At 30.9% G+C, this 19,855-nt stretch carries 17 protein-coding genes and 1 riboswitch; of the genes, 11 read left to right on the forward strand and 6 right to left on the reverse strand.

All coding sequences use genetic code 11. From position 1 onward, the window contains the following. Positions 1 to 47: 47 nt before the first annotated feature. Positions 48 to 1,967 (reverse strand): BglG family transcription antiterminator, encoded by a 1,920-nt coding sequence (locus RSB60_RS04365; RefSeq protein ID WP_332614763.1) that lies wholly within the window; start codon positions 1,965 to 1,967, stop codon positions 48 to 50. A 177-nt stretch (positions 1,968 to 2,144) separates the two neighbouring features. Here RSB60_RS04365 and RSB60_RS04370 point away from each other — a divergent pair, with 177 nt between their 5' ends. The 7 genes from RSB60_RS04370 (at position 2,145) to RSB60_RS04400 (ending at position 8,566) form a co-directional block, all read left to right on the forward strand. Next, positions 2,145 to 2,453, forward strand: coding sequence for a PTS sugar transporter subunit IIB (locus RSB60_RS04370; RefSeq protein ID WP_323382049.1), 309 nt, complete (start codon positions 2,145 to 2,147; stop codon positions 2,451 to 2,453). Between the two features lie 12 nt (positions 2,454 to 2,465). After that, complete coding sequence (locus tag RSB60_RS04375) at positions 2,466 to 3,689, forward strand: PTS sugar transporter subunit IIC (protein WP_323382048.1); 1,224 nt, start codon at positions 2,466 to 2,468, stop codon at positions 3,687 to 3,689. A gap of 48 nt (positions 3,690 to 3,737) precedes the next feature. Beyond that, positions 3,738 to 4,085: a PTS lactose/cellobiose transporter subunit IIA gene (locus RSB60_RS04380; protein ID WP_323382047.1), complete on the forward strand. Its 348-nt coding sequence runs from the start codon at positions 3,738 to 3,740 to the stop codon at positions 4,083 to 4,085. Beyond that, positions 4,075 to 5,511 carry a glycoside hydrolase family 1 protein gene (locus RSB60_RS04385; protein ID WP_332614766.1) on the forward strand — a complete coding sequence of 479 codons (1,437 nt, stop codon included), beginning with the start codon at positions 4,075 to 4,077 and terminating at the stop codon, positions 5,509 to 5,511. The genes RSB60_RS04380 and RSB60_RS04385 overlap by 11 nt, the downstream gene beginning before the upstream one ends. Next, a complete protein-coding gene (locus RSB60_RS04390; RefSeq protein WP_323382045.1) occupies positions 5,489 to 6,097 on the forward strand; it encodes a YczE/YyaS/YitT family protein in 609 nt (202 codons plus the stop codon). The genes RSB60_RS04385 and RSB60_RS04390 overlap by 23 nt, the downstream gene beginning before the upstream one ends. Positions 6,098 to 6,159: 62 nt before the next feature. Continuing rightward, a riboswitch (purine riboswitch) is annotated at positions 6,160 to 6,261 on the forward strand. Positions 6,262 to 6,314: 53 nt separating this feature from the next. Next, positions 6,315 to 7,643, forward strand: a complete 1,329-nt coding sequence (locus RSB60_RS04395) for an NCS2 family permease (protein WP_323382044.1) — start codon at positions 6,315 to 6,317, stop codon at positions 7,641 to 7,643. A gap of 107 nt (positions 7,644 to 7,750) precedes the next feature. Then, positions 7,751 to 8,566 carry an HAD family hydrolase gene (locus RSB60_RS04400; RefSeq protein ID WP_332475243.1) on the forward strand — a complete coding sequence of 272 codons (816 nt, stop codon included), beginning with the start codon at positions 7,751 to 7,753 and terminating at the stop codon, positions 8,564 to 8,566. A 56-nt stretch (positions 8,567 to 8,622) separates the two neighbouring features. Here the strand turns inward: RSB60_RS04400 and RSB60_RS04405 are convergent, their stop codons facing one another. Both RSB60_RS04405 and RSB60_RS04410 read right to left on the reverse strand, forming a co-directional pair. Continuing rightward, positions 8,623 to 8,952: a VOC family protein gene (locus RSB60_RS04405; RefSeq protein ID WP_332492917.1), complete on the reverse strand. Its 330-nt coding sequence runs from the start codon at positions 8,950 to 8,952 to the stop codon at positions 8,623 to 8,625. Beyond that, positions 8,945 to 10,081, reverse strand: a complete 1,137-nt coding sequence (locus RSB60_RS04410) for a M24 family metallopeptidase (protein ID WP_332614769.1) — start codon at positions 10,079 to 10,081, stop codon at positions 8,945 to 8,947. The genes RSB60_RS04405 and RSB60_RS04410 overlap by 8 nt, the downstream gene beginning before the upstream one ends. A 212-nt stretch (positions 10,082 to 10,293) precedes the next feature. On the opposite strand from RSB60_RS04410, the gene RSB60_RS04415 reads away from it, so the two are divergent. Further along, entirely contained in the window at positions 10,294 to 14,286 is a 3,993-nt protein-coding gene (locus RSB60_RS04415) for an efflux RND transporter permease subunit (protein WP_332614771.1), read from the forward strand. Next, on the forward strand, positions 14,283 to 14,879 hold the full coding sequence (locus RSB60_RS04420) for a TetR/AcrR family transcriptional regulator (RefSeq protein ID WP_323382395.1): 597 nt from the start codon (positions 14,283 to 14,285) through the stop codon (positions 14,877 to 14,879). The genes RSB60_RS04415 and RSB60_RS04420 overlap by 4 nt, the downstream gene beginning before the upstream one ends. An 11-nt stretch (positions 14,880 to 14,890) precedes the next feature. On the opposite strand, the gene RSB60_RS04425 is transcribed toward RSB60_RS04420, so the two are convergent. Next, on the reverse strand, positions 14,891 to 15,766 hold the full coding sequence (locus tag RSB60_RS04425; RefSeq protein ID WP_323382396.1) for a LysR family transcriptional regulator: 876 nt from the start codon (positions 15,764 to 15,766) through the stop codon (positions 14,891 to 14,893). A 109-nt stretch (positions 15,767 to 15,875) separates the two neighbouring features. Between RSB60_RS04425 and RSB60_RS04430 the strand changes: the two genes are divergently transcribed. Further along, positions 15,876 to 17,069, forward strand: a complete 1,194-nt coding sequence (locus RSB60_RS04430) for a coenzyme F420-0:L-glutamate ligase (RefSeq protein WP_332614773.1) — start codon at positions 15,876 to 15,878, stop codon at positions 17,067 to 17,069. 24 nt (positions 17,070 to 17,093) lie between these two features. Next, positions 17,094 to 18,395, forward strand: a complete 1,302-nt coding sequence (gene guaA, locus RSB60_RS04435) for a glutamine-hydrolyzing GMP synthase (protein ID WP_323382398.1) — start codon at positions 17,094 to 17,096, stop codon at positions 18,393 to 18,395. A gap of 259 nt (positions 18,396 to 18,654) precedes the next feature. Here guaA and RSB60_RS04440 read toward each other — a convergent pair whose 3' ends face one another. Together RSB60_RS04440 and RSB60_RS04445 are read right to left on the reverse strand one after the other, a co-directional pair. After that, entirely contained in the window at positions 18,655 to 18,831 is a 177-nt protein-coding gene (locus tag RSB60_RS04440) for a helix-turn-helix domain-containing protein (protein WP_332614775.1), read from the reverse strand. A gap of 117 nt (positions 18,832 to 18,948) precedes the next feature. Then, positions 18,949 to 19,650 carry a transglutaminase-like domain-containing protein gene (locus tag RSB60_RS04445; RefSeq protein WP_332614777.1) on the reverse strand — a complete coding sequence of 234 codons (702 nt, stop codon included), beginning with the start codon at positions 19,648 to 19,650 and terminating at the stop codon, positions 18,949 to 18,951. Between the last annotated feature and the right edge of the window lie 205 nt (positions 19,651 to 19,855).

A 19,855-nucleotide genomic window follows, 5' to 3' on the forward strand; every position in this document is an offset into this window, starting at 1 on the left:
AAAAGAATCCTCAAACTATGATATCATAGAACAAAAGGATTCTTTTTTTAGTTTTGATTCATCGCAATCATTTCTGACATGGTCATAATAAAATCAGAATAATTATTACAAGTATATAAGCGATGTATGTTTTTTGGTTCATAAAGAATGGCGATTAAATCATCAAAGATATCTTTGAATAATGCTCTATCTTCTGTACTAGTGCCAATCAATACAATCATGTTTACATCATTATCACTCCATTTGATTGATTTTTCATTAATAACAATTGACAAAAATGATTGGTAATTATTATTTTGAAGAGAGTGAGGTATCGCAACACCATTTGGAAAAGAAGTAGACGATAATTTTTCGCGTTCCATAACTTCATCGAAGAAAGTTAAATCGCAAAGTTTTAAATTTGAACACTCTTTAACCAAGTTATGAATTAATTGGGAAGGAGATTCAGCGTAATAATTCTTCTTGAAGAGTTTTTCACCAATAAAACGATTAAGATTTTTTTGCATATTAACTTTCTTCTTCTCTAATTTAAGAGTAATTATCGTATTTCGAATAGAAGTAATATCATTGTCATTTACAAATATATTTATTTGTTGTATTGGAATATTTGAATGAATGGATAATTCATTTGTGGTAATAATTAAATCAGTGTGCAAAGAAAGCGTATTAATATCTTTAAGTGAGATAATTTTTACTACATTGAGATCATCTTCGAATATTTTTGTGATTTTTTCGATAGCAGGTAGATGCATGTTATGATAATCGGCATAAATGAAGTAACAACTAATTTTGTTTTTATTTAAATTAATAGTTTCTAAGTATGATCCGATATGGAAAGCTATAAAAGATATTTCGTCTTCATTAATAATAGTTTTTGTATAATGTAAAAGCTCATTGGCTACAAACACTGCCATATCGTAAACAAGAGGATAGGTGTTTTTAATCTTATCAACTAAAGGATTTCGTGTATAACTATTATTCTTAATTCTTTGAAAGAGATTTCGTATATGAATTGTAAACTTAATAAGAAATTCTTCATCGAAAGCACTTAATGAATAAGTAATCTCGAGATTTTTAATTAATTCTTTAGTTATTTGTATATAATCATTTTCAATGAAATTCGAAATATTTTTAGTGCTAATGAATGAATAGTCAAAAGTATTACTATTGCTTGAAATAATAAGTGTCAAATAATAAAGTTCTGATTTTGGTATTTCAATACTAAATCGATCCTCTAGTATATCTTTAATATGCTTGGATATTTCAAAATCTTTTGTATTTTCTACTAAATTAATATTTATGTCTTGTTGAATAATTTGATTATTTTTTATTCTATCAATTGTAACAACAATATGGAGAATGATATTATTTAGCCCATAATCGTTAACATATAAGTTATACTGGCTAAATATTTTTTCCATTTCTTTATATAGAAACTGAATTTCATCTTGATTTGCAAATGTGTCAATGTTGGAAAAAGAGATAAAACTTTCTTTATTTTCCTTGATAATTAAAGAGTTAATGAGCTTTCGTTTATTGCGCTCATCACCTATAAGTTTGATAATATTTCTGTTTTTTTCTATAGCTAGATTAAATTGTGTAAGACTTTTTTTAATTTGTTTGAGATCATTTTCAAGTGTAGAATCACTTATATATAATTCATCTGCTAAACTAAATATACTAATTTCAATTGAGGAATTTAACAATTTTCTAATGATATAATCTTCTCTTTCGATAAAAGTTTCAGGGTTTTTTGAAATTTCCTGTGGTAGTGAAATATTTCCGTTTATCTTATATCCTTTATAGGAAGATAAAATAAATGTTGCAGTTGATGAACTATTTATTTTATTAACATAATTTCTAATTGTGCGGGATGAAACATTAAAATATTTAGACAAAAAAGATGATTCTGTCCAATCATTATTATTTTTTAATATGTCAAGTAAAGCATCATTAGAAATTTTCATAATATCTCCATCCTACTCAATTATAGTAGTCTAAAATTAATTAAACAAATTAATTAATTTCCTAGGGTTAGGAAATTGTATGTATTAAGTTTATTTCCTCAAGTCAGGAAAGATAATTATTTGTATGCACAGTAGAGAAACGATAAAGTAAAAGTGTAAACAAGAAGGGAGATAAATATGATTAGAATTTTATTAGCTTGTGGAACAGGTGCTTCATCAGGCTTTGTTGCGCAAAGTATGAGAAAAGCTGCAAAAACTATTGGAATTGAAGTTTCAATTAAAGCTGCAAGTGATACTGAAATTCAAGAATATGCAGACAGTATTGATTTACTTCTAATTGGACCACATTTGAAACATAGGTTTTCTGAAATTGAAAACTCTATAAAAAATTATCCAATTAAGGCAATGTTAATCAATCAAGATCATTATGCAATTCTTGATGGTAAAGCAGTACTAGAAGATGCATTACAATTATTAAAAATATAATAGGGGGAAAATATGAAAAAATTTATGGACTGGATGAGTGAGAAGGTTGCGCCACTCATGGAAAAATTAGCAAATAATCCTTGGATTTCTGGATTACAAAAAGCTATTATCAAAACACTACCAATGGTATTGGTAGGATCATTAGTTACAATTTATAATGTTATTAGAAAGTTTGCAACATCAATACCAGATTTGTCAGCACTTAGTTCTTATACATTTGGGCTGATTTCATTATTTATGGTTTTCTTGATTCCATATTATATTTTGGAAGAAAAGAAAAATAATAAAATGAAATATATTGCAGGGTGTACAGGTATTTCATTATATATGATGCTTGTAAATCCAGTAATCACAGAAGCTGGTTATGTTTATCAATTCTCAAATTTTGGTGCAGGTGGAATGTTTGTTGCTATCACTGCAGGTTTGTTTACTGCAATCGTATTCAGTTGTTTCAAAAAGATGACGTTCTTCAAAGAAGATTCAGTAATGCCAGACTTTGTTAAAGAATGGTTTGATTCAATGTTACCTATTGCTTTGGTTGTATTTATTGGTTGGTTTGTCGTAATTCAATGTAAATTTGATTTATATACATTTATTGTTAATTTATTTATGCCGTTAGTTAATATTGCGCAATCATGGCCGGGTATGGTATTGCTATATCTAATACCTACGGTTTTATATTCAATGGGAATTAGTGGATGGGTTTTCCAACCAATTTTAAATCCAGTAACATTAGTTGCAATTACCGCTAATGCAGAAGCAGCAGCACATTATGTTTTCACAGCAGAAACAACAACAGCATTCTTAAGCTTAGGTGGTCGTGGAGCAACTTTTGGATTAGTTATTCTACTAGCATTATCAAAATCAAGACGTTTAAAAGCTTTGGGAACAGCATCAGCAGTTCCAACACTCTTAAATATCAATGAACCAGTGGTGTTTGGTGCGGTAGCTTGGAATCCAATCTTAATGATTCCAATGTGGATTAATGCGATTGTGTTACCAACAATTACTTATTTAGTTATGACATTTGGATTAATTACGATTCCATCAGAAGTATTCTCAATGTGGTATTGCCCAGTTGGATTATCCGCATGGCTTGTGACACATGACATAACAGGTATAGTATTATTTGTAATAAACTTAGTAGTATCAACTGCGATATGGTATCCATTCTTTAAAATGTATGAAGCACAAGAGGTAAGTAAAGAACAAGAAAGAAAAGTAGAAAACGCATAAGGGGAAGAGAGTATACTCTTTTCTTCTTCATGTCTAAAGAGGGTTAATATGGAAGAAAATAAGCAAATTGAACTAGTTGCTATGCAAATCATCCTTCATGCTGGAAATGCAAGAGATAATGTGACAAAAGCATTGGGATTAATTAGTGATCATAATTATGAAGAAGCAGATCAAGAATTGAACATTGCTCAAGAAGAGATGCGATTAGCGCATAAAGCACAAACAGATATTGTTCAAGAAGAGGCACGTGGAATTAGTTATGGGTATTCTGTGTTATTTGCACATGCCCAAGATACATTAATGACAATTTATTCAGAGTTAAATATTGCAAAACAACTTTATACAATGTTTAAAAAACTTGATGAAAGGATTAGTAAAATAGAGAATGAAAAATAATTTTACAACTTTTCCAGATAATTTTTTATGGGGTGGAGCAATAGCTGCTAACCAAGCAGAAGGTGCATATGACAAAGATGGCAAAGGATTGTGTATTGCTGATTATCATCCATACATTGACAAAGATAAGAGAGATGATAGAAAAGAAGATTGTACGATCAAAAATACGCTTTCTTCTCTTGTAATAGATACAAGTTTGTATTATCCAAAACAAAATGGAATTGATTTCTATCATCGGTTTAAAGAAGATATAAAGTTGTTTAAGGAATTAGGATTAAAATGTTTTAGAACCTCCTTTAACTGGGCTAGAATTTATCCAAAAGGTGATGAATTAGAGCCAAACGAAGAAGGATTAAAGTTTTATGACGATCTTATTGATGAACTGCTACGCAATGATATTGAGCCAATAATGACAATTTCTCACTATGAAATGCCTATTCATTTAGTGAAGAAATATAATGGATGGTGTTCGAGAAAGGTAGTTGATTTTTTCGAGAGATATTGTGAAACATTGTTTGAACGTTATCACAAAAAGGTTAAATACTGGATTCCATTTAATCAAATAAATTTAGTAACATTTAATTCAATTGGAGTATTATTAGATAAAACGGATAATCTTCAACAATCACTTTATCAAGCCATTCATCATCAGTTAGTTGCTCAAGCAATTGCTAAGAAAATTGCCTGCAAATATGATAGTGAGATTAAAGTTGGAACAATGCTAAGTGACAAAATTGCATATCCTGCTACTTGTAAACCAGAAGACATTCTATTTAATACAAGAAAAAATCAAATGCAATTCTTCTTTTCTGATGTAGCAATTAGAGGTTATTATCCAAGTTATTCATACCGCTTTTTCAAGGACAATAAAATTAAAATTGAATTTGAACCTCAAGACGAGGAAATATTAAAAAATTACACAATGGATTACTTATCATTTAGTTATTACTATACTAAAGTAAATAACCATGAAAAAAATACATTTGAACCAACTGATAAGGAAAAAAATCCATATTTAAAATCAAGTGAGTGGGGCTGGGAAATTGATCCTTTGGGATTGCGAAATTGCTTGAATACGTATTATGATCGTTATCAAATTCCAATGATAATCACTGAAAATGGATTCGGTGCAAAAGATAAAATCGAGAATGGAAAGATTCATGATTTCTACCGTATTGATTATCTAAATGATCATTTTGTACAAATGGAGGAGGCTATTAAAGACGGTGTAGAATTATTTGGATACTGCTTGTGGTCTCCAATTGATATTATAAGTTGCTCATCAGCGGAAATGAAAAAAAGATATGGTGTTATTTATGTGGATTTGGATGACTATGGAAATGGAACAAAAAATAGAATGAAGAAAGATAGCTTTGATTGGTATAGAGAAGTCATTAAAACAAATGGAAAAAATCTCAAACGATAGAAAAAATATTAGTAGATATATATTGGCATTGATTCTTATTGGAGTTGGTGTCAATTTATTTCTTATTGGTAATTTTGGGTCGGATCCATTGACAGTATTACAAGATGGTATGCACATTTCATTCAATATATCAGTAGGAACAGCATCAATTTTATATAATAGTTTAATTATTATAATTGCTTTTTTCATAAATAGAAAAAACTTAAGAATGGGAACAATTATATATTCATTGATTATTGGTTTCTTCATCGACTTTTTTGCGTGGATTATTCCAAGTAGTCAATTGCTTATTGTAAGAATTATATACTATAGTTTTGGGCAAATATTTATTTCTCTAGGATTTGCTTTTTTAATTAAATGTGGACTAGGAATGACTGCAATTGATATTGTTCTATTTGAGTTTGAGAAAAAAATAAATATTAACTATAAGTATTTACGATCATTTATAGATGTTATTTATGTCGTTTTAGGGTACTTATTAGGTGGTATACTTGGTATAGGAACAATGATATCTGCATTAAGCACAGGATTTTTAATTAATATATTTATTAAGAAAAAGGAAAAAATAAATTTACAAAATGGTTAATTTCATTAATTTATTAGAAAAAAAATATTTTTTTCTTTTTTTTTCTTTTCGCTTCATGTATCATGTTACTGTAATACCTACCACGTATAAGCTTTTTGATAAGGAAAAAGCGTTTCTACAAGAAGGCCGTAAATCTTCTTTCTACGATGGACACTTCTTTTAAGTGCTTCTATCGAAGGACTTTTTTATTTGGTAGAGTATTTAGAAAAGGGGAACTATGTTAGAAAAACTATTTAAGTTAAAGGAAAAGAACACAACTGTTAAAACTGAAATTATCGCGGGGCTTACAACATTTTTAGCGATGGCTTACATTTTGTTTGTAAATCCAGATATTTTATCAGCAACAGGAATGTCATTCCAATCAGTATTTTTGGCAACAGCAATTTCATCAGGGATAGCTTCAATAATTATGGGGTTACTTGCGAACTATCCAGTTGCACTAGCACCAGGCATGGGAGTCAATGCTTTATTTGCGTTCACAGTTTGTGGTCCTATTGGAGTATTTGGATTATCATGGCAAGCGGGGTTAGCGGCTGTATTTGTATCAGGGATAGTTTTCCTGTTAATATCTGTCACAGGTATTCGTAAAATTATTATCAATTCAATTCCAAAGAATATGAAACTTGCGATTGGTGCAGGTATTGGTTTCTTCATTGCATTTATCGGATTTAAAAATGCTGGAATTATTGTTGCAAGTGAAGCAACTTTTGTGGCATTAGGAAATTTAAAGGATCCAACTGTTTTACTTGCAGTATTTGGATTGCTAATAACTTTAATTTTACTTACTAAAAAAATTAAAGCTGCAGTATTCTGGGGATTAGTTATAACTGCAGTTGTTGGAGTAGGTATGGGATTGATGGGAATGGGTGCAGGTCTTCCAACACTTCCAACATCAATTGTTTCATTTGATTTTGAAATGCCAACATTAATGGCATTTACTTCTGGATTTAGTGAATTATTCCAAAGTCCTGCAGTAATTGTTATTATCTTCTCATTCTTATTTGTTGACTTCTTTGACACTGCAGGAACTTTAGTTGCAGTTGGAAATGATATCGGTTTAGTTAATGAAAAAGGTGAAATGGAAAATATTGAAAGAGCATTACTTGCAGATTCAGTGGGTACAATTGTAGGAGCAACACTTGGAACTTCTACAGTTACTTCATTTGTTGAATCAGGATCAGGGGTTGCAGCAGGAGGAAGAACAGGACTAACAGCATGCGTTACTGGATTACTATTCTTCTTATCAATTTTCTTCTCACCATTACTATCTGTTGTTACAAGTGCAATTACTGCACCAGCATTAATCACAGTAGGTATCTTAATGGTTCAACAAGTTCGTGACATCGAATGGACTGATGTAGCAGTAGCGGCTGCAGCATTTGTTACGATGATTATGATGGTATTAACATATTCAATATCAGATGGTATCGCAATTGGATTTATTATTTATACAATTGGATGCATTGGTAGTGGTAAATATAAAGATGTTCAACCAATTGTTTGGATTCTTGATTTAATCTTTATTATTTATTTTATTTCTAAATAGTGTATAAAAAGACATATCTTCTACAAGGTATGTCTTTTTCTATCTCAATATCTTCACAACACTAAGCTTTTTCGATATACTTGTACTACTGAGATGGAGGTAATTCCGTGAAATATATATTTATTGATATCGATGGAACATTAATTGGCTCATTTGATCACCATATTCCTGATTCAACAACAAAGGCAATCACTAAAGCAAAACAAAATGGACATAGAATATTTTTATGTACAGGTCGACCATTGAGTCAGGCTGACATGTTTAAATCAGATTTATTTGACGGGATAATATGTTCAGCAGGGTGCTATGCAGAAATTAATAACGAAGTATTATTTGAAAGAATTTTATCAAATGAAGATATGAATAGAATTATAAATACGCTTGATGCATATGGAATTAATTATATTCTTGAAGGGAAAATTGGTAATTATTATCTTGAAAAAGGTCGTGAGACATTCATGGAATTATTTAAACATTATGATGCAAATATGAAGTGGGAAGATATTATCCAAAATCTAGGTTTATTTGATATGGAACTGATGGCTAAAGATGTAATTTATAAAATTACATACTATACATGTGATAAAGAATTAATAAATAAAGTTAAAAATGAATTAAGTGATTCATTTCAAATGGTTTATACGGACCGTGGAGAAGGAAACATGGTTGAAGTTGAAATCATGTATAATGATTGTAATAAGGCTGAAGGTATCAAACAGGTTATCAATCATTTTGGTGCAACACTAGATGATACGATTGCATTTGGTGATAGTATGAATGACTATGAAATGATTCAAGAATGCTCAATTGGTGTTGCGATGGGAAATGCTTGTGATGAACTAAAAGAGGTTGCAGATTATGTCACAACCCATGTGTTAGAAGATGGTATCTACAATGCATTTGAAAAGCTTGAATTAATTTAAAATTAAGTGAACAATAACAATAAGTTCAAAATAAAAACGCATTCAATGCGTTTTTATTATGTGAATACTTGAAATTCCACAGTCAAATGATTAGGATCTTTCATAAAGAAAGAGTAGACAGGATATTTTTCATGTTGTTTAGGAGAAGATATTGCAAAATCTAGAAATTGTTGATGAAGTTTATCAACTTCTTCTTTAGTTTCCTTTACAAAAGATATACATGAATAAGGAAGTGGAGAAAAAGAAGAAGATTCTAAAAAACCTATTTCACCATAACCGCTATCAAAGATAATGCATTGTGGTTCGATTCGAGAAATAGTTAATCCTAATTTTAAATAAAATTCTTTTGTTTCATCTAGATTTCTACATTGGTAGAAATTAATCATTATGAACCTCAAACAAAGTACGATCGAATTTTGTCAGAAATTCAGCGCCAGTTTCTGTAACAAGAATCATATCTTCAACACGCATATAACATTCGCCTTCAAACATCATTTTAGGTTCAGAACAGAAAATCATACCTGGTTTTAGGATAAAATCTGTTTGGCGATTAAGCATAGGAAATTCATGACAATCAATTCCAATTTGGTGACCAAGCATTCCTTCTTCTTTGTATTTAAGATGTTCACGGTATCCAAGTTTTGTAACTTCGTCTAAAATCATATCATAAAGTTCATTGATATTAGTTTTGTAGGGAATAATTTGATTTACCATTGCAACTTGCCCAGCTTGTAATGCAGCATATCCTTTAACAATATATTCAGGCGCTTTTCCAAAATAAACGGTACGTCCCCAATCTGAACAATAACCTTGATTCATATAACCAACATCAAATGCGATTGCTGTTCCAGGAACTAATTTGCTGGTTCTTGGAAAAATGTAGTTTTCTTCTGTAGTGAAAGTTCCTCTAGTTTTAAATCCAGCAGTTGGTGGAAACGAGAAATCTTGAATACCATGATCTAAACCATATTGCATGAGAGCTTGCTCAGCATCAAATTGTGTCATTCCTTCTTTTAAATTTTTTACAAGATGTAATACAGCTGCATCTGTAAATTCAGCGAGTTCACGCATCTTTTCGATTTCTTCTGGTGATTTTATATAACGTAAGTCTTCGAAAATATTTTCTGCGTAAATTGTTTCAATTGTTGGATCAACTTCTTTAAGTGTAGTTTCAATCCATTCTTTACAATCAAAGCCAATACCAATTCTTTTGCCATCAATAACTTGGCTAAGTGTATCTTCCATTTGATCCATATAAGAAATAAGAACATGATGTTCTTTAAAGAAATGTTGAAGTGTTGGAATACAAATAATTGTAATTTTTCCTTCTTTAGTACAATAAAGTAAAGCTTCTGGGTTTATCTTTGAAGTGAATTGCCCTGCAATATTATTCATGCAAGAGCGTTGCCAAAAATAAGAAGTACAACCAGATAGATATTGGAAATTGGCACTAGAAGCAAATAATACACCGTCTAAATTTTGATCAATGATTTTTTGTAAACAATTTTTTAACATAAATTTGTCCTCCATTGTATTAAGAATAGCACAAATATAATCTTAAAATTACCAAGTGATGAAAAATTATGTATCTAAATGAAGCCAAAAAATCAATAATTTGCTGATTCAATATAAAAATATCATTTATATGTAATTTGTCTTGAAGAATAGAGGGGATACGATTATAATTAGAACCATATGACCGACCGGTCGGTCGACAGGAGATAGCTATGTTTTCTAAGTTCAGTGTTAAGAAGCCCTATACAGTCATTGTAGGGGTTGTAATGGTATTGCTATTAGGGTTTATTTCATTTACAAGTTCAACAACAGACCTTCTACCCAAAATGGAGTTGCCTTACGTTGTTGTATATACGAGTTATCCTGGGGCAAGTGCAGAAAAAGTTGAAACGAGTTTGACGAAAGTTTTGGAATCGTCAATTGGAACAACTGAGAATCTTGTGAATATGAGTTCGGTATCAAGTGATAATTTATCCTTGATTATTTTACAATTTGCGGATGATACTAATATGGATTCAGCGATGATTAATCTAAATGCCAAGGTTGATTTAGTGAAAGGATATTTAGATTCATCGGTTTCAACACCAACTCTAATGGCGATTAACCCAAATATGATGCCAATCATGATGGCAACAATTGACTATGAAGGACAAGATTTAAAATCATTAAGTGAATTTGTAGATTCAAAAGTTGTACCTGAACTTGAAAAAACAAAAGGTGTAGCCACAGTTACACCTCAAGGATTACTAGAAGAAACGGTTCAAATTGTCTTAGATCAAGATAAGATTGATGATATAAATAATAAAATTTTAAATAGTGTTGATAGTGAACTTGCGAAAGCGGAAAGAGATTTGTTGGACAGTCTCAAACAAGTAAATGATGGCTTAACTAAAATTAATGAAGGTCAAACAACATTAGGAAATACAAAAAATGAAACAATTGATCAATTAGCAGAAGCAACCGTGCAACTTCAACAAGCTGCAACTAATCTAATTGCGATGGATTCTCAAATTACGCAATTAAAAGCAGAAAAAATGGCATTTCAAGGACTTGTTGATGGCTATAACAGTGCAATTGCAGCAATGGGATTAGGTGATAAAACACCAAATGAAGTAATTACAATAGTTACAGCACAACTTACACCAATTGAAAGTGGAATGACCAATCTTATCAATTTGAAAAGTGGATTAAATACAATCCTTAGTGGATTACCAAGTGATGATACTCAACCACTTGAACAATCAAGTGTTGATGCTTTAGCACCGTATGGAATCAATGTAACAACGGCAACCACAGTGGGTGAAGTAAAACCATTAATTAATGCAAAGATAACTGAATATAATGTTCAAATTGAGACAATGACAGCAACAATTGCAAATATGAAAAGTATGATTGAATTAGCGTCAAAAGTTGATGATGCGCGCGTGAAATTAAGCAATGTAGACATTGAAATCGCAACAGCAGAAGGTGTTAAACAAGCAGCAAGTGCAATGCTAATAAAAGCAGGTATTGATGTAAGTGACTTAACTAAACTACAAGTTCAACTTGAATCTGGCAAGATAACAGCAGGAGGAGAATTTACAAAAGGTGAAATTACACTCACTAATTCTAAGGCATCATTAGAATCTGCAAAAGTTCAACTTGAGGATGGTTTAAAACAATTGCGTGAAAAACGTGATGAAGCATTAAAGAGTGCTAATATTTCCGGGGCTATTACACCGGATATGATTTCAAATATCTTAATGGCAGAAAATTTTTCTATGCCAGCTGGTTATATTTTACATGATGACTCTTCAATATTAATCAAGGTAGGAGATCAATTTAATTCAATGGGTGAGATTGAAAATCTTGTATTAATGTCAATGAATATTGATGGACTAGAAGAAATACGTTTAAGTGATTTAGCAGATGTACAAATTGTAGATAATTCAGATGAAATTTATACAAAAGTTAATGGTAATGATGGAGTAATTATTACTTTTCAAAAGAATTCAACATCTTCAACAACTGAAGTATGTAATTCATTAGAAAAGAAATTTAAAACATTAGAAGGTGAATATGAAGGATTGCATTTTGCAACTTTATTAAATCAAGGTACTTATATTAATACAGTTGTAAACTCAGTATTAGAGAATTTCTTATTTGGAGCTATTCTTGCAGTCTTAATTCTTATCTTATTCTTAAAAGATATTAAACCAACAATTGTTATTGCGCTAAGTATTCCAATTAGCTTAATGTTTTCACTAGTATTAATGTATTTTAGTGGTGTAACTTTAAATATCATTTCATTATCAGGTTTAGCATTGGGAGTAGGTATGCTTGTTGATAACTCCGTTGTAGTAGTAGAAAATATCTATCGTTTACGCGGCGAAGGAATGGGAATTATCAAAGCTTCTATTCAAGGAGCAAAACAAGTATCAGGAGCAATTATTGCCTCAACACTAACTACTGTTTGTGTTTTCTTGCCAATTGTATTTGCAACTGGACTTGCGAAACAGTTATTTGTAGATATGGGATTAACGATTGCATATAGTTTGTTTGCGTCATTAATAGTTGCGTTAACATTAGTACCTATGCTATCAAGTAAATTACTAAAGAAAGATACTCAAAAGAATCATAAATGGTTTGATGGTATTGTAAATGCTTATGAAAAGTCACTGCAATGGACATTAAAACACAAAACAGTTTTATTAGTGTTGGTAGTTGCCTTATTTGCATTTAGTGTATATTCAGTTAGCCGTATGGGAATGAACTTAATTCCTAACATGCAATCTGAACAAATTTCTATGAATGTTGAATTAATCGATGAAAAAACTACTGAAAAAGATGCACAAGATATTTATGATGAAATCATAAATCGTGTTAAAGATTTGGAAGGTATTGATACAATTGGAGTTACAGCATCAGGGGGAAGACCAATGGTTTCAATGATAGCTGGATCAGGAGGAAGTGGACAATCAACAACTTTCTATATCATTACGGATAAAAATGTAAATATGAATAAACTGACTGATTCAATTCAAACAACAATTCAAGATTTACCTATTACTTCTTCAATCTCAACAAACAATATGGAATTGGGTGCATTGGGAAGTAGCGGTGTTGCTATTACACTCTATGGTGATAATTTAGATGAATTACAAGTCGCAGGAAGAAACGTTGCAGATCAATTACGAAATATTGAAGGAATTGCAGAAGTTAATGATGGTAATGAAAAACCAACAAATGAGTTACACGTTATCGTTAACAAAAATAAAGCAATGGAATATGGCTTAACTGTAGCACAAGTCTATCAAACGATTGCTTCTGGAATTAAGGAAGAGACAAAGAGTACTAAAGTAACTTTTGATAATAAAGAATATCCAATCGTTATTGTAAAAGATGATTCAGAACTTATTACAGTAGACTCACTTGAAACCACAATACTCAAAGGAACAAAAAATAAAGAAACTGAAGAGATTGAATTATCAGAAATTGCTACAGTTGAAAATAGAACAGGCATGAGTAGTATTAATCGTGAGAACAGCCGTCGATATATTACTGTATCCGCAACAATCAAGGATGGTTATAATGTTGCGTTAGTATCACGTGATGTTGAAAAATTACTAGATACATCACATATACCAAGTGGTGTTGAACTTGAATTTGCTGGAGAAAATGAGACAATTATGGAAACAATGATTGTTCTTGTACAAATGATTTTACTTGCTATTGCGTTCATCTATATGATCATGGTTGCTCAATTCCAAAGTTTATTATCACCATTTATAGTTATGTTTACAATTCCATTGGCATTCACAGGTGGATTGCTTGCACTACTTGTAACTGGGCAAGATTTATCCATTGTCGCAATGTTGGGATTTCTTGTGCTAAGTGGTGTTGTAGTAAATAATGGTATTGTATTTATTGATTATGCAAATCAATTACGTGCAGAAGGATATAATGTAAGAGATGCTCTTGTTGAAACAGGTAGAGCACGTTTAAGACCGATACTAATGACAGCATTAACTACTATTCTTGCGATGACGACAATGGCTTTAGGAATAGGTGCAGGCTCTGCAATGATGCAGGGTATGGCAATTGTAACAATTGGTGGATTGACATATGCAACATTATTAACATTATTTATTGTTCCAATTATGTATGAAGTATTTAATAAAAAACGTAAATACAAAGTAATTAAGGAAGAAGGTGAAGATGAATGAGTTCTGAAAAAGAGATAGAAATTTTTAAAGCAGTATTCAATTTAGCTAAAAGTGGAAAAGATTTTAATAACTTGCGCGTACAAGAAATTGCAGATGCTGCAAATATGGGCAAGGGAACGCTTTATGAGTACTTTAAAAGTAAAGATGAAATATTAGAAAAATCATTCGATTATTTCTTACAAGAAGAATTCATACACGCTCATCATTTATTGGCACAAGGCAAAAACTTTGAAGATAAAATAAAACAAATACTTTGGCAACTAGTTCATCAAAATGATGGATGCTCATCATTTGAAATATTATTCGCAAATTATCAAAAAATTGGAATCAAGAATTTGATAGAAAAAAGCAGAGAAAAGATGCATGCTGCAGTACCTTATTTTATTGAAATTTTGGATGTAATGATAGAATCTGGTGAAGAAGAAAAGGTTATTTTAAAAAGTGATGACCGTGATTATCAACGTTTTGTTTTGTTGAGTGGCATTTCAGGTTTTATGATGTGCTCAAAATTACATGATGATCCAATGAATAACCCTAAAGTTAAACAACTTATTGATAATACAATTAAATCCATTTTAAAAGGATTGAACTAAAAGAAGACATATTAGTCTTCTTTTTTGGTGATTAATTCAATAAATTTGATTGATGGAGCAGATAATGATTTACGTGTAAGATATGCATACCCAATACTACGTGTTGGAAGTGGTGGTTGAACATCAAGTTCAAAAACTTCTTTATTCAGGTATTTGCTAGAAAACTCTTTAATTACACACGCAACACCAAGTCTTTCTTTTACACACTCAAGTAATAAACTATGGGCACCAAGTTCCATATGAGGTTCTACTTTAATTCCATTTTTAGCGAATTGTTTATTTAAAAAGTAACGTGAATTAGAGGATTCTTCTAAAAGAATCAAAGGTAATTTAGATATTTCTTTATATGTATATGTTTTATCTGTAGGATTTTTACCTACAAAGATATCATGAATCATAAAACATTCAGTAAATGTTAAGGACTCATCATGGGTAGGTAAATTCACAAATCCTAAATCAACTTGGTTATTTTTTAATAATTGATTGATTTCTAAACTAGTTCGATTAATGACTTTGATTTTAACATTAGGATATAGGTCATGAAATTTTGAAAGATAAGGGGCTAGAAAAAATTCACTTACACTATCACCAGCTGCAATATTGAGTTCACCTTCTTTCAAATCACTGAGATTTGAAATTTGATTTTCAGCATTTGTAATTAATGTGAGAGCTTGATTTATATTTTGAAAAAGAAGTTCACCTTCTCTAGTAAGAGTTACTCCCTTGGGCATTCTTACAAATAATTGTGTTTTAAGCTCTTTTTCTAATAGACTAATAGCTTGAGACACCGCAGATTGCGTTATAAATAGGTTTCTAGCAGCCGAAGAAAAACTTAATGTAGATGCTGCTTCATTAAAGATTTTGTACTGTTCAAGCTTAATATTCATATATTAGTACTCCTTATATCAAAACCATTAATGTTTAATTATACTAATGGATAAGATTAGTTTATAATAAATCCGTAATGAGTGCAACTCATAGAAAGGTTACATAGTTATGGAAAGAAAAGTAGGTACAGTTTCAAGAGGGGTTCGTTGCCCAATTATTCGTGAGAAAGATGATTTAGCTAAAATCGTAGTTGACAGTGTTCTTGATGCAGCAAAGAGCGAAGGATTTGAATTAAGAGATCGTGATGTAATTTCAATTACTGAGTCAATCGTAGCTCGTTCACAAGGAAACTATGCAAGCGTTGATGCAATTGCAACAGATGTTAAAAACAAATTAGGTGGAGAAACTATTGGTGTTATATTCCCAATCTTATCTCGTAATCGTTTTGCGATTTGTTTAAAAGGTATCGCAATGGGAGCTAAGAAAGTAGTTCTTATGTTAAGCTATCCAAGTGATGAAGTTGGAAACGAATTAGTATCATTAGACAAACTTGATGAAGCAGGAGTTAATCCTTATTCAGATGTTCTTACTTTAGAAAAATACAGAGAATTATTTGGTGAAAATAAACATGAATTCACAGGTGTTGATTATGTTGATTATTACAGCAATATTATTACATCAGCAGGAGCTGAAGTTGAAGTTATTTTCGCTAATCAAGCAAAAACAATTCTTAACTACACAGATTGTGTATTGACTTGTGATATTCACACACGTGCACGTACTAAACGTATTCTAAAAGCTGCAGGTGCAAAAGTAGTTTGTGGTTTAGATGATATCGTAACATCAAGTATCAATGGTGAAGGATATAATGAAAAATATGGTTTATTAGGTTCTAATAAATCAACTGAAGATAAAGTGAAACTATTCCCTAGAGAAGAATGCAAAGAATTAGTTCTTGATGTTCAAAAGTCTATCTTAGATAAAACAGGTAAACATGTAGAAGTTATGATTTATGGAGATGGTGCTTTCAAAGACCCTCAAGGTAAGATTTGGGAATTAGCGGATCCATGCGTATCACCTGCATTTACTGATGGCTTAATCGGTACTCCAAATGAATTAAAATTAAAATATCTTGCAGATAATGACTTTAAAGATTTAAGTGGCGAAGAATTGAAGGAAGCAATTTCTAAGAGTATTCGTGAAAAAGATAATAATCTTGTAGGAAACATGGCTTCTCAAGGAACTACACCAAGACAACTAACAGATTTAATTGGATCACTTTGTGACTTAACAAGTGGATCTGGAGATAAAGGAACACCAATAGTATTAGTACAAGGTTATTTCGACAACTATACTAATTAAGAAGCAATAGGGAAGAGGAAAAATATGAAACAAGATAACATTTTAGTTTTAGATTTAGGAAGTCATGATAATACACGTATAACACGTTTAATTCGTGATTTAGGTGTCTATAGTGAAATTAAACCCCACGATATTACCAAAGAAGAAATCGCAACTTTAAATGTAAAAGGCATCATTATAAATGGTGGAGAAAATAACATCATTGATGGCAAAGAAATCGATGTGAATGATGAAATTTATTCATTAGGTATTCCGGTTTTTGCGGTTGGACATAAACTTGCGAAGGTTGATAACAAGTCTAGTTGGGCAACAACTGATGAAGATATCAAGGAAGAATTAAAAGTGTTTATCTTTGATGAATGTCGCGCTGAAAAAAATTGGAATATGAAGAATTTCGTTAATGACCAAGTTGAAATTATTCGCCAACAAGTAGGTGATAAGAAAGTTTTATTAGCCCTTTCTGGTGGTGTTGATTCATCTGTTGTTGCGGCATTACTTATTAAAGCTATTGGTAAACAATTAACTTGTGTTCACGTTAACCATGGATTAATGAGAAAAGGTGAATCGGAGGATGTTATTGAAGTTTTCCAAAATCAACTTAATGCAAATCTTGTTTATGTGGATGCGACTGATCGTTTCTTAGGAAAACTTGAGAATGTAAGTGATCCTGAGCAAAAACGAAAAATTATTGGAGCTGAATTTATTCGCGTATTTGAAGAAGAAGCTCGTAAACTAGATGGTATTGAATTTTTAGCACAAGGAACAATTTATCCAGATATTATTGAAAGTGGCACTAAGACTGCAAAAGTTGTTAAATCACATCATAATGTTGGTGGACTTCCTGATGATCTTCAATTTCAATTAGTAGAACCTTTATACCAATTATTTAAGGATGAAGTACGTGCTTGTGGTTTAGAATTAGGGTTACCACATGACATGGTTTATCGTCAACCCTTCCCAGGACCAGGACTAGGTGTAAGGTGTTTAGGTGCAATTACAAGAGAACGTTTAACTGCACTTAGAGAAGCAGATGCAATTCTTAGAGAAGAGTTTGCAAGTCATGGTTTAGACCAAAAAGTATGGCAATATTTTACAGTAATCCCTGAGTTTAAATCAGTGGGTGTAAAAAATAATGCTAGATGTTATGAATATCCAATTATTCTACGTGCTGTAAATACAATTGATGCAATGACAGCAACAATTGAACAAATTGAATGGCCAATCCTACTTAAGATTACAGATCGTATTCTAAATGAAGTAGCGAATGTAAACCGTGTATGTTATGACTTAACACCAAAACCATGCGGAACAATTGAGTGGGAATAAACCCACTAGAGCTGAAAGCCTTTATTTATAAGGGTTTGAAGCTCTTTTTTTATACTCGATGTGTACTTATTGCATTAATTTCTTTGTCTTTCGATGAAATCCAAAGTGTGAATTATCATTTTTAACAGTTTCTACTGGTTGATAATTTATCACACCGTTGAGTCTCTAGCTACCTCAAAATCTTCATGACCTAAGCGCCCTTTGATGATAAGACAATTTTCACTCATACTGATGAGGAGATAAGTATGAGAGTAGTGTTTCAGGATTGAAACGATTTAATTGTTAGAGTAGTTCTATCTTTACTAGTTTCCGTTTCATTGTATTCTATGCGATTTAAGTATTCTCTTGTACCTGTAAAAGTAGCTAACTTTTGTTGAGAAACGCCATATTCTTGACGTTTAGATTTTAGTTCATTTATAAAATTTGTATCATTCATAATGTGATACCTCTTTTTTTGTGAGTAGAAAAAGACAGCCGATTTTTATCAACTGTCTTGAGATAATCTTATTTAGTTTTGTAATTCATAATTAAAGTGATAAACTGAAATTTCTTACTAATTATTATTTCGTATCTTTTTAACATTCTTATTCATTAAATGTCTTCCTAAATTTCTATATACAAATGTCTTAATGGCTGACATTTCTTGATGATGTTCTTTTAATAAATCGTCAGGACAATCATACACTCCAAAATCATTATTGATACCTTCACTTTGTATATAAGTATTATTTCTGTCAAAATCGATAATCAGATTTCTAAAATCCTTTACGGCAACACCATAGCCACAAAATGCACCTATACAATTAATATTAGATTTCTGCAATTTTTCTAGATATGATTTATCTAAAATAAAAGCCTCTAATTCATACCATTTATCTTCAAGTAATACTTCTACCCAGCTATGAAACACATTTTGAGGAGCTAATTTATAAACCAGTCCTGTCATTGCTCCTTTTTGTAATTTTTTATCAATTGTAAAACCATGCACCCTACAGGGAATATTACAAGCTCTTAAAAGAGCCATAAACAATGTACCTTTCGTATTACATTGACCGTAACCATCAGACAAAACTTTAGATGCAGAAATATTATCATCAATATTATATCCAAATAAAATATCATCTCGTACAAAGTTATAAATTGCTTTAATACATTCAAATGTATCAAGACTTTTCCACTTTTTCAATTCAACTAACTGCTGAATTAAAACATTTGAGTAATCCAGAAGTGGAGTTTCCCGAATATATCTATCCATCTTATCACCTCATCAAATTCTAAGTTTTATTTTATCATAATGACAATCAATAGTCATTGAGTTATGTGGTATTGTAATAAGGGTTATGCGATATAATACATTAAAAAATCATATATCTAAAATGATAGTAAACCAATTATTTAAAGCATTTTTATGTAAATGGGAATGTAGATTTTTTGCTATCTATAGAGTACTGAAAAAAAGA

Origin of the sequence: Anaerorhabdus sp., assembly GCF_036657415.1 — a bacterium.
Lineage (GTDB): Bacteria > Bacillota_I > Bacilli_A > Erysipelotrichales > Erysipelotrichaceae > Anaerorhabdus.

Bases quoted from the DNA above. Each gene is read 5' to 3' on its own strand.
- RSB60_RS04430 (WP_332614773.1), top strand. From the start codon at position 15,876: ATGGAAAGAAAAGTAGGTACAGTTTCAAGAGGGGTTCGTTGCCCAATT.
- RSB60_RS04370 (WP_323382049.1), top strand. From the start codon at position 2,145: ATGATTAGAATTTTATTAGCTTGTGGAACAGGTGCTTCATCAGGCTTT.
- RSB60_RS04425 (WP_323382396.1), bottom strand. From the start codon at position 15,766: ATGAATATTAAGCTTGAACAGTACAAAATCTTTAATGAAGCAGCATCT.
- RSB60_RS04395 (WP_323382044.1), top strand. From the start codon at position 6,315: ATGTTAGAAAAACTATTTAAGTTAAAGGAAAAGAACACAACTGTTAAA.
- RSB60_RS04385 (WP_332614766.1), top strand. From the start codon at position 4,075: ATGAAAAATAATTTTACAACTTTTCCAGATAATTTTTTATGGGGTGGA.
- guaA (WP_323382398.1), top strand. From the start codon at position 17,094: ATGAAACAAGATAACATTTTAGTTTTAGATTTAGGAAGTCATGATAAT.
- RSB60_RS04405 (WP_332492917.1), bottom strand. From the start codon at position 8,952: ATGATTAATTTCTACCAATGTAGAAATCTAGATGAAACAAAAGAATTT.
- RSB60_RS04375 (WP_323382048.1), top strand. From the start codon at position 2,466: ATGAAAAAATTTATGGACTGGATGAGTGAGAAGGTTGCGCCACTCATG.
- RSB60_RS04440 (WP_332614775.1), bottom strand. From the start codon at position 18,831: ATGAATGATACAAATTTTATAAATGAACTAAAATCTAAACGTCAAGAA.
- RSB60_RS04415 (WP_332614771.1), top strand. From the start codon at position 10,294: ATGTTTTCTAAGTTCAGTGTTAAGAAGCCCTATACAGTCATTGTAGGG.
- RSB60_RS04410 (WP_332614769.1), bottom strand. From the start codon at position 10,081: ATGTTAAAAAATTGTTTACAAAAAATCATTGATCAAAATTTAGACGGT.
- RSB60_RS04390 (WP_323382045.1), top strand. From the start codon at position 5,489: ATGGAAAAAATCTCAAACGATAGAAAAAATATTAGTAGATATATATTG.
- RSB60_RS04365 (WP_332614763.1), bottom strand. From the start codon at position 1,967: ATGAAAATTTCTAATGATGCTTTACTTGACATATTAAAAAATAATAAT.
- RSB60_RS04445 (WP_332614777.1), bottom strand. From the start codon at position 19,650: ATGGATAGATATATTCGGGAAACTCCACTTCTGGATTACTCAAATGTT.
- RSB60_RS04380 (WP_323382047.1), top strand. From the start codon at position 3,738: ATGGAAGAAAATAAGCAAATTGAACTAGTTGCTATGCAAATCATCCTT.
- RSB60_RS04420 (WP_323382395.1), top strand. From the start codon at position 14,283: ATGAGTTCTGAAAAAGAGATAGAAATTTTTAAAGCAGTATTCAATTTA.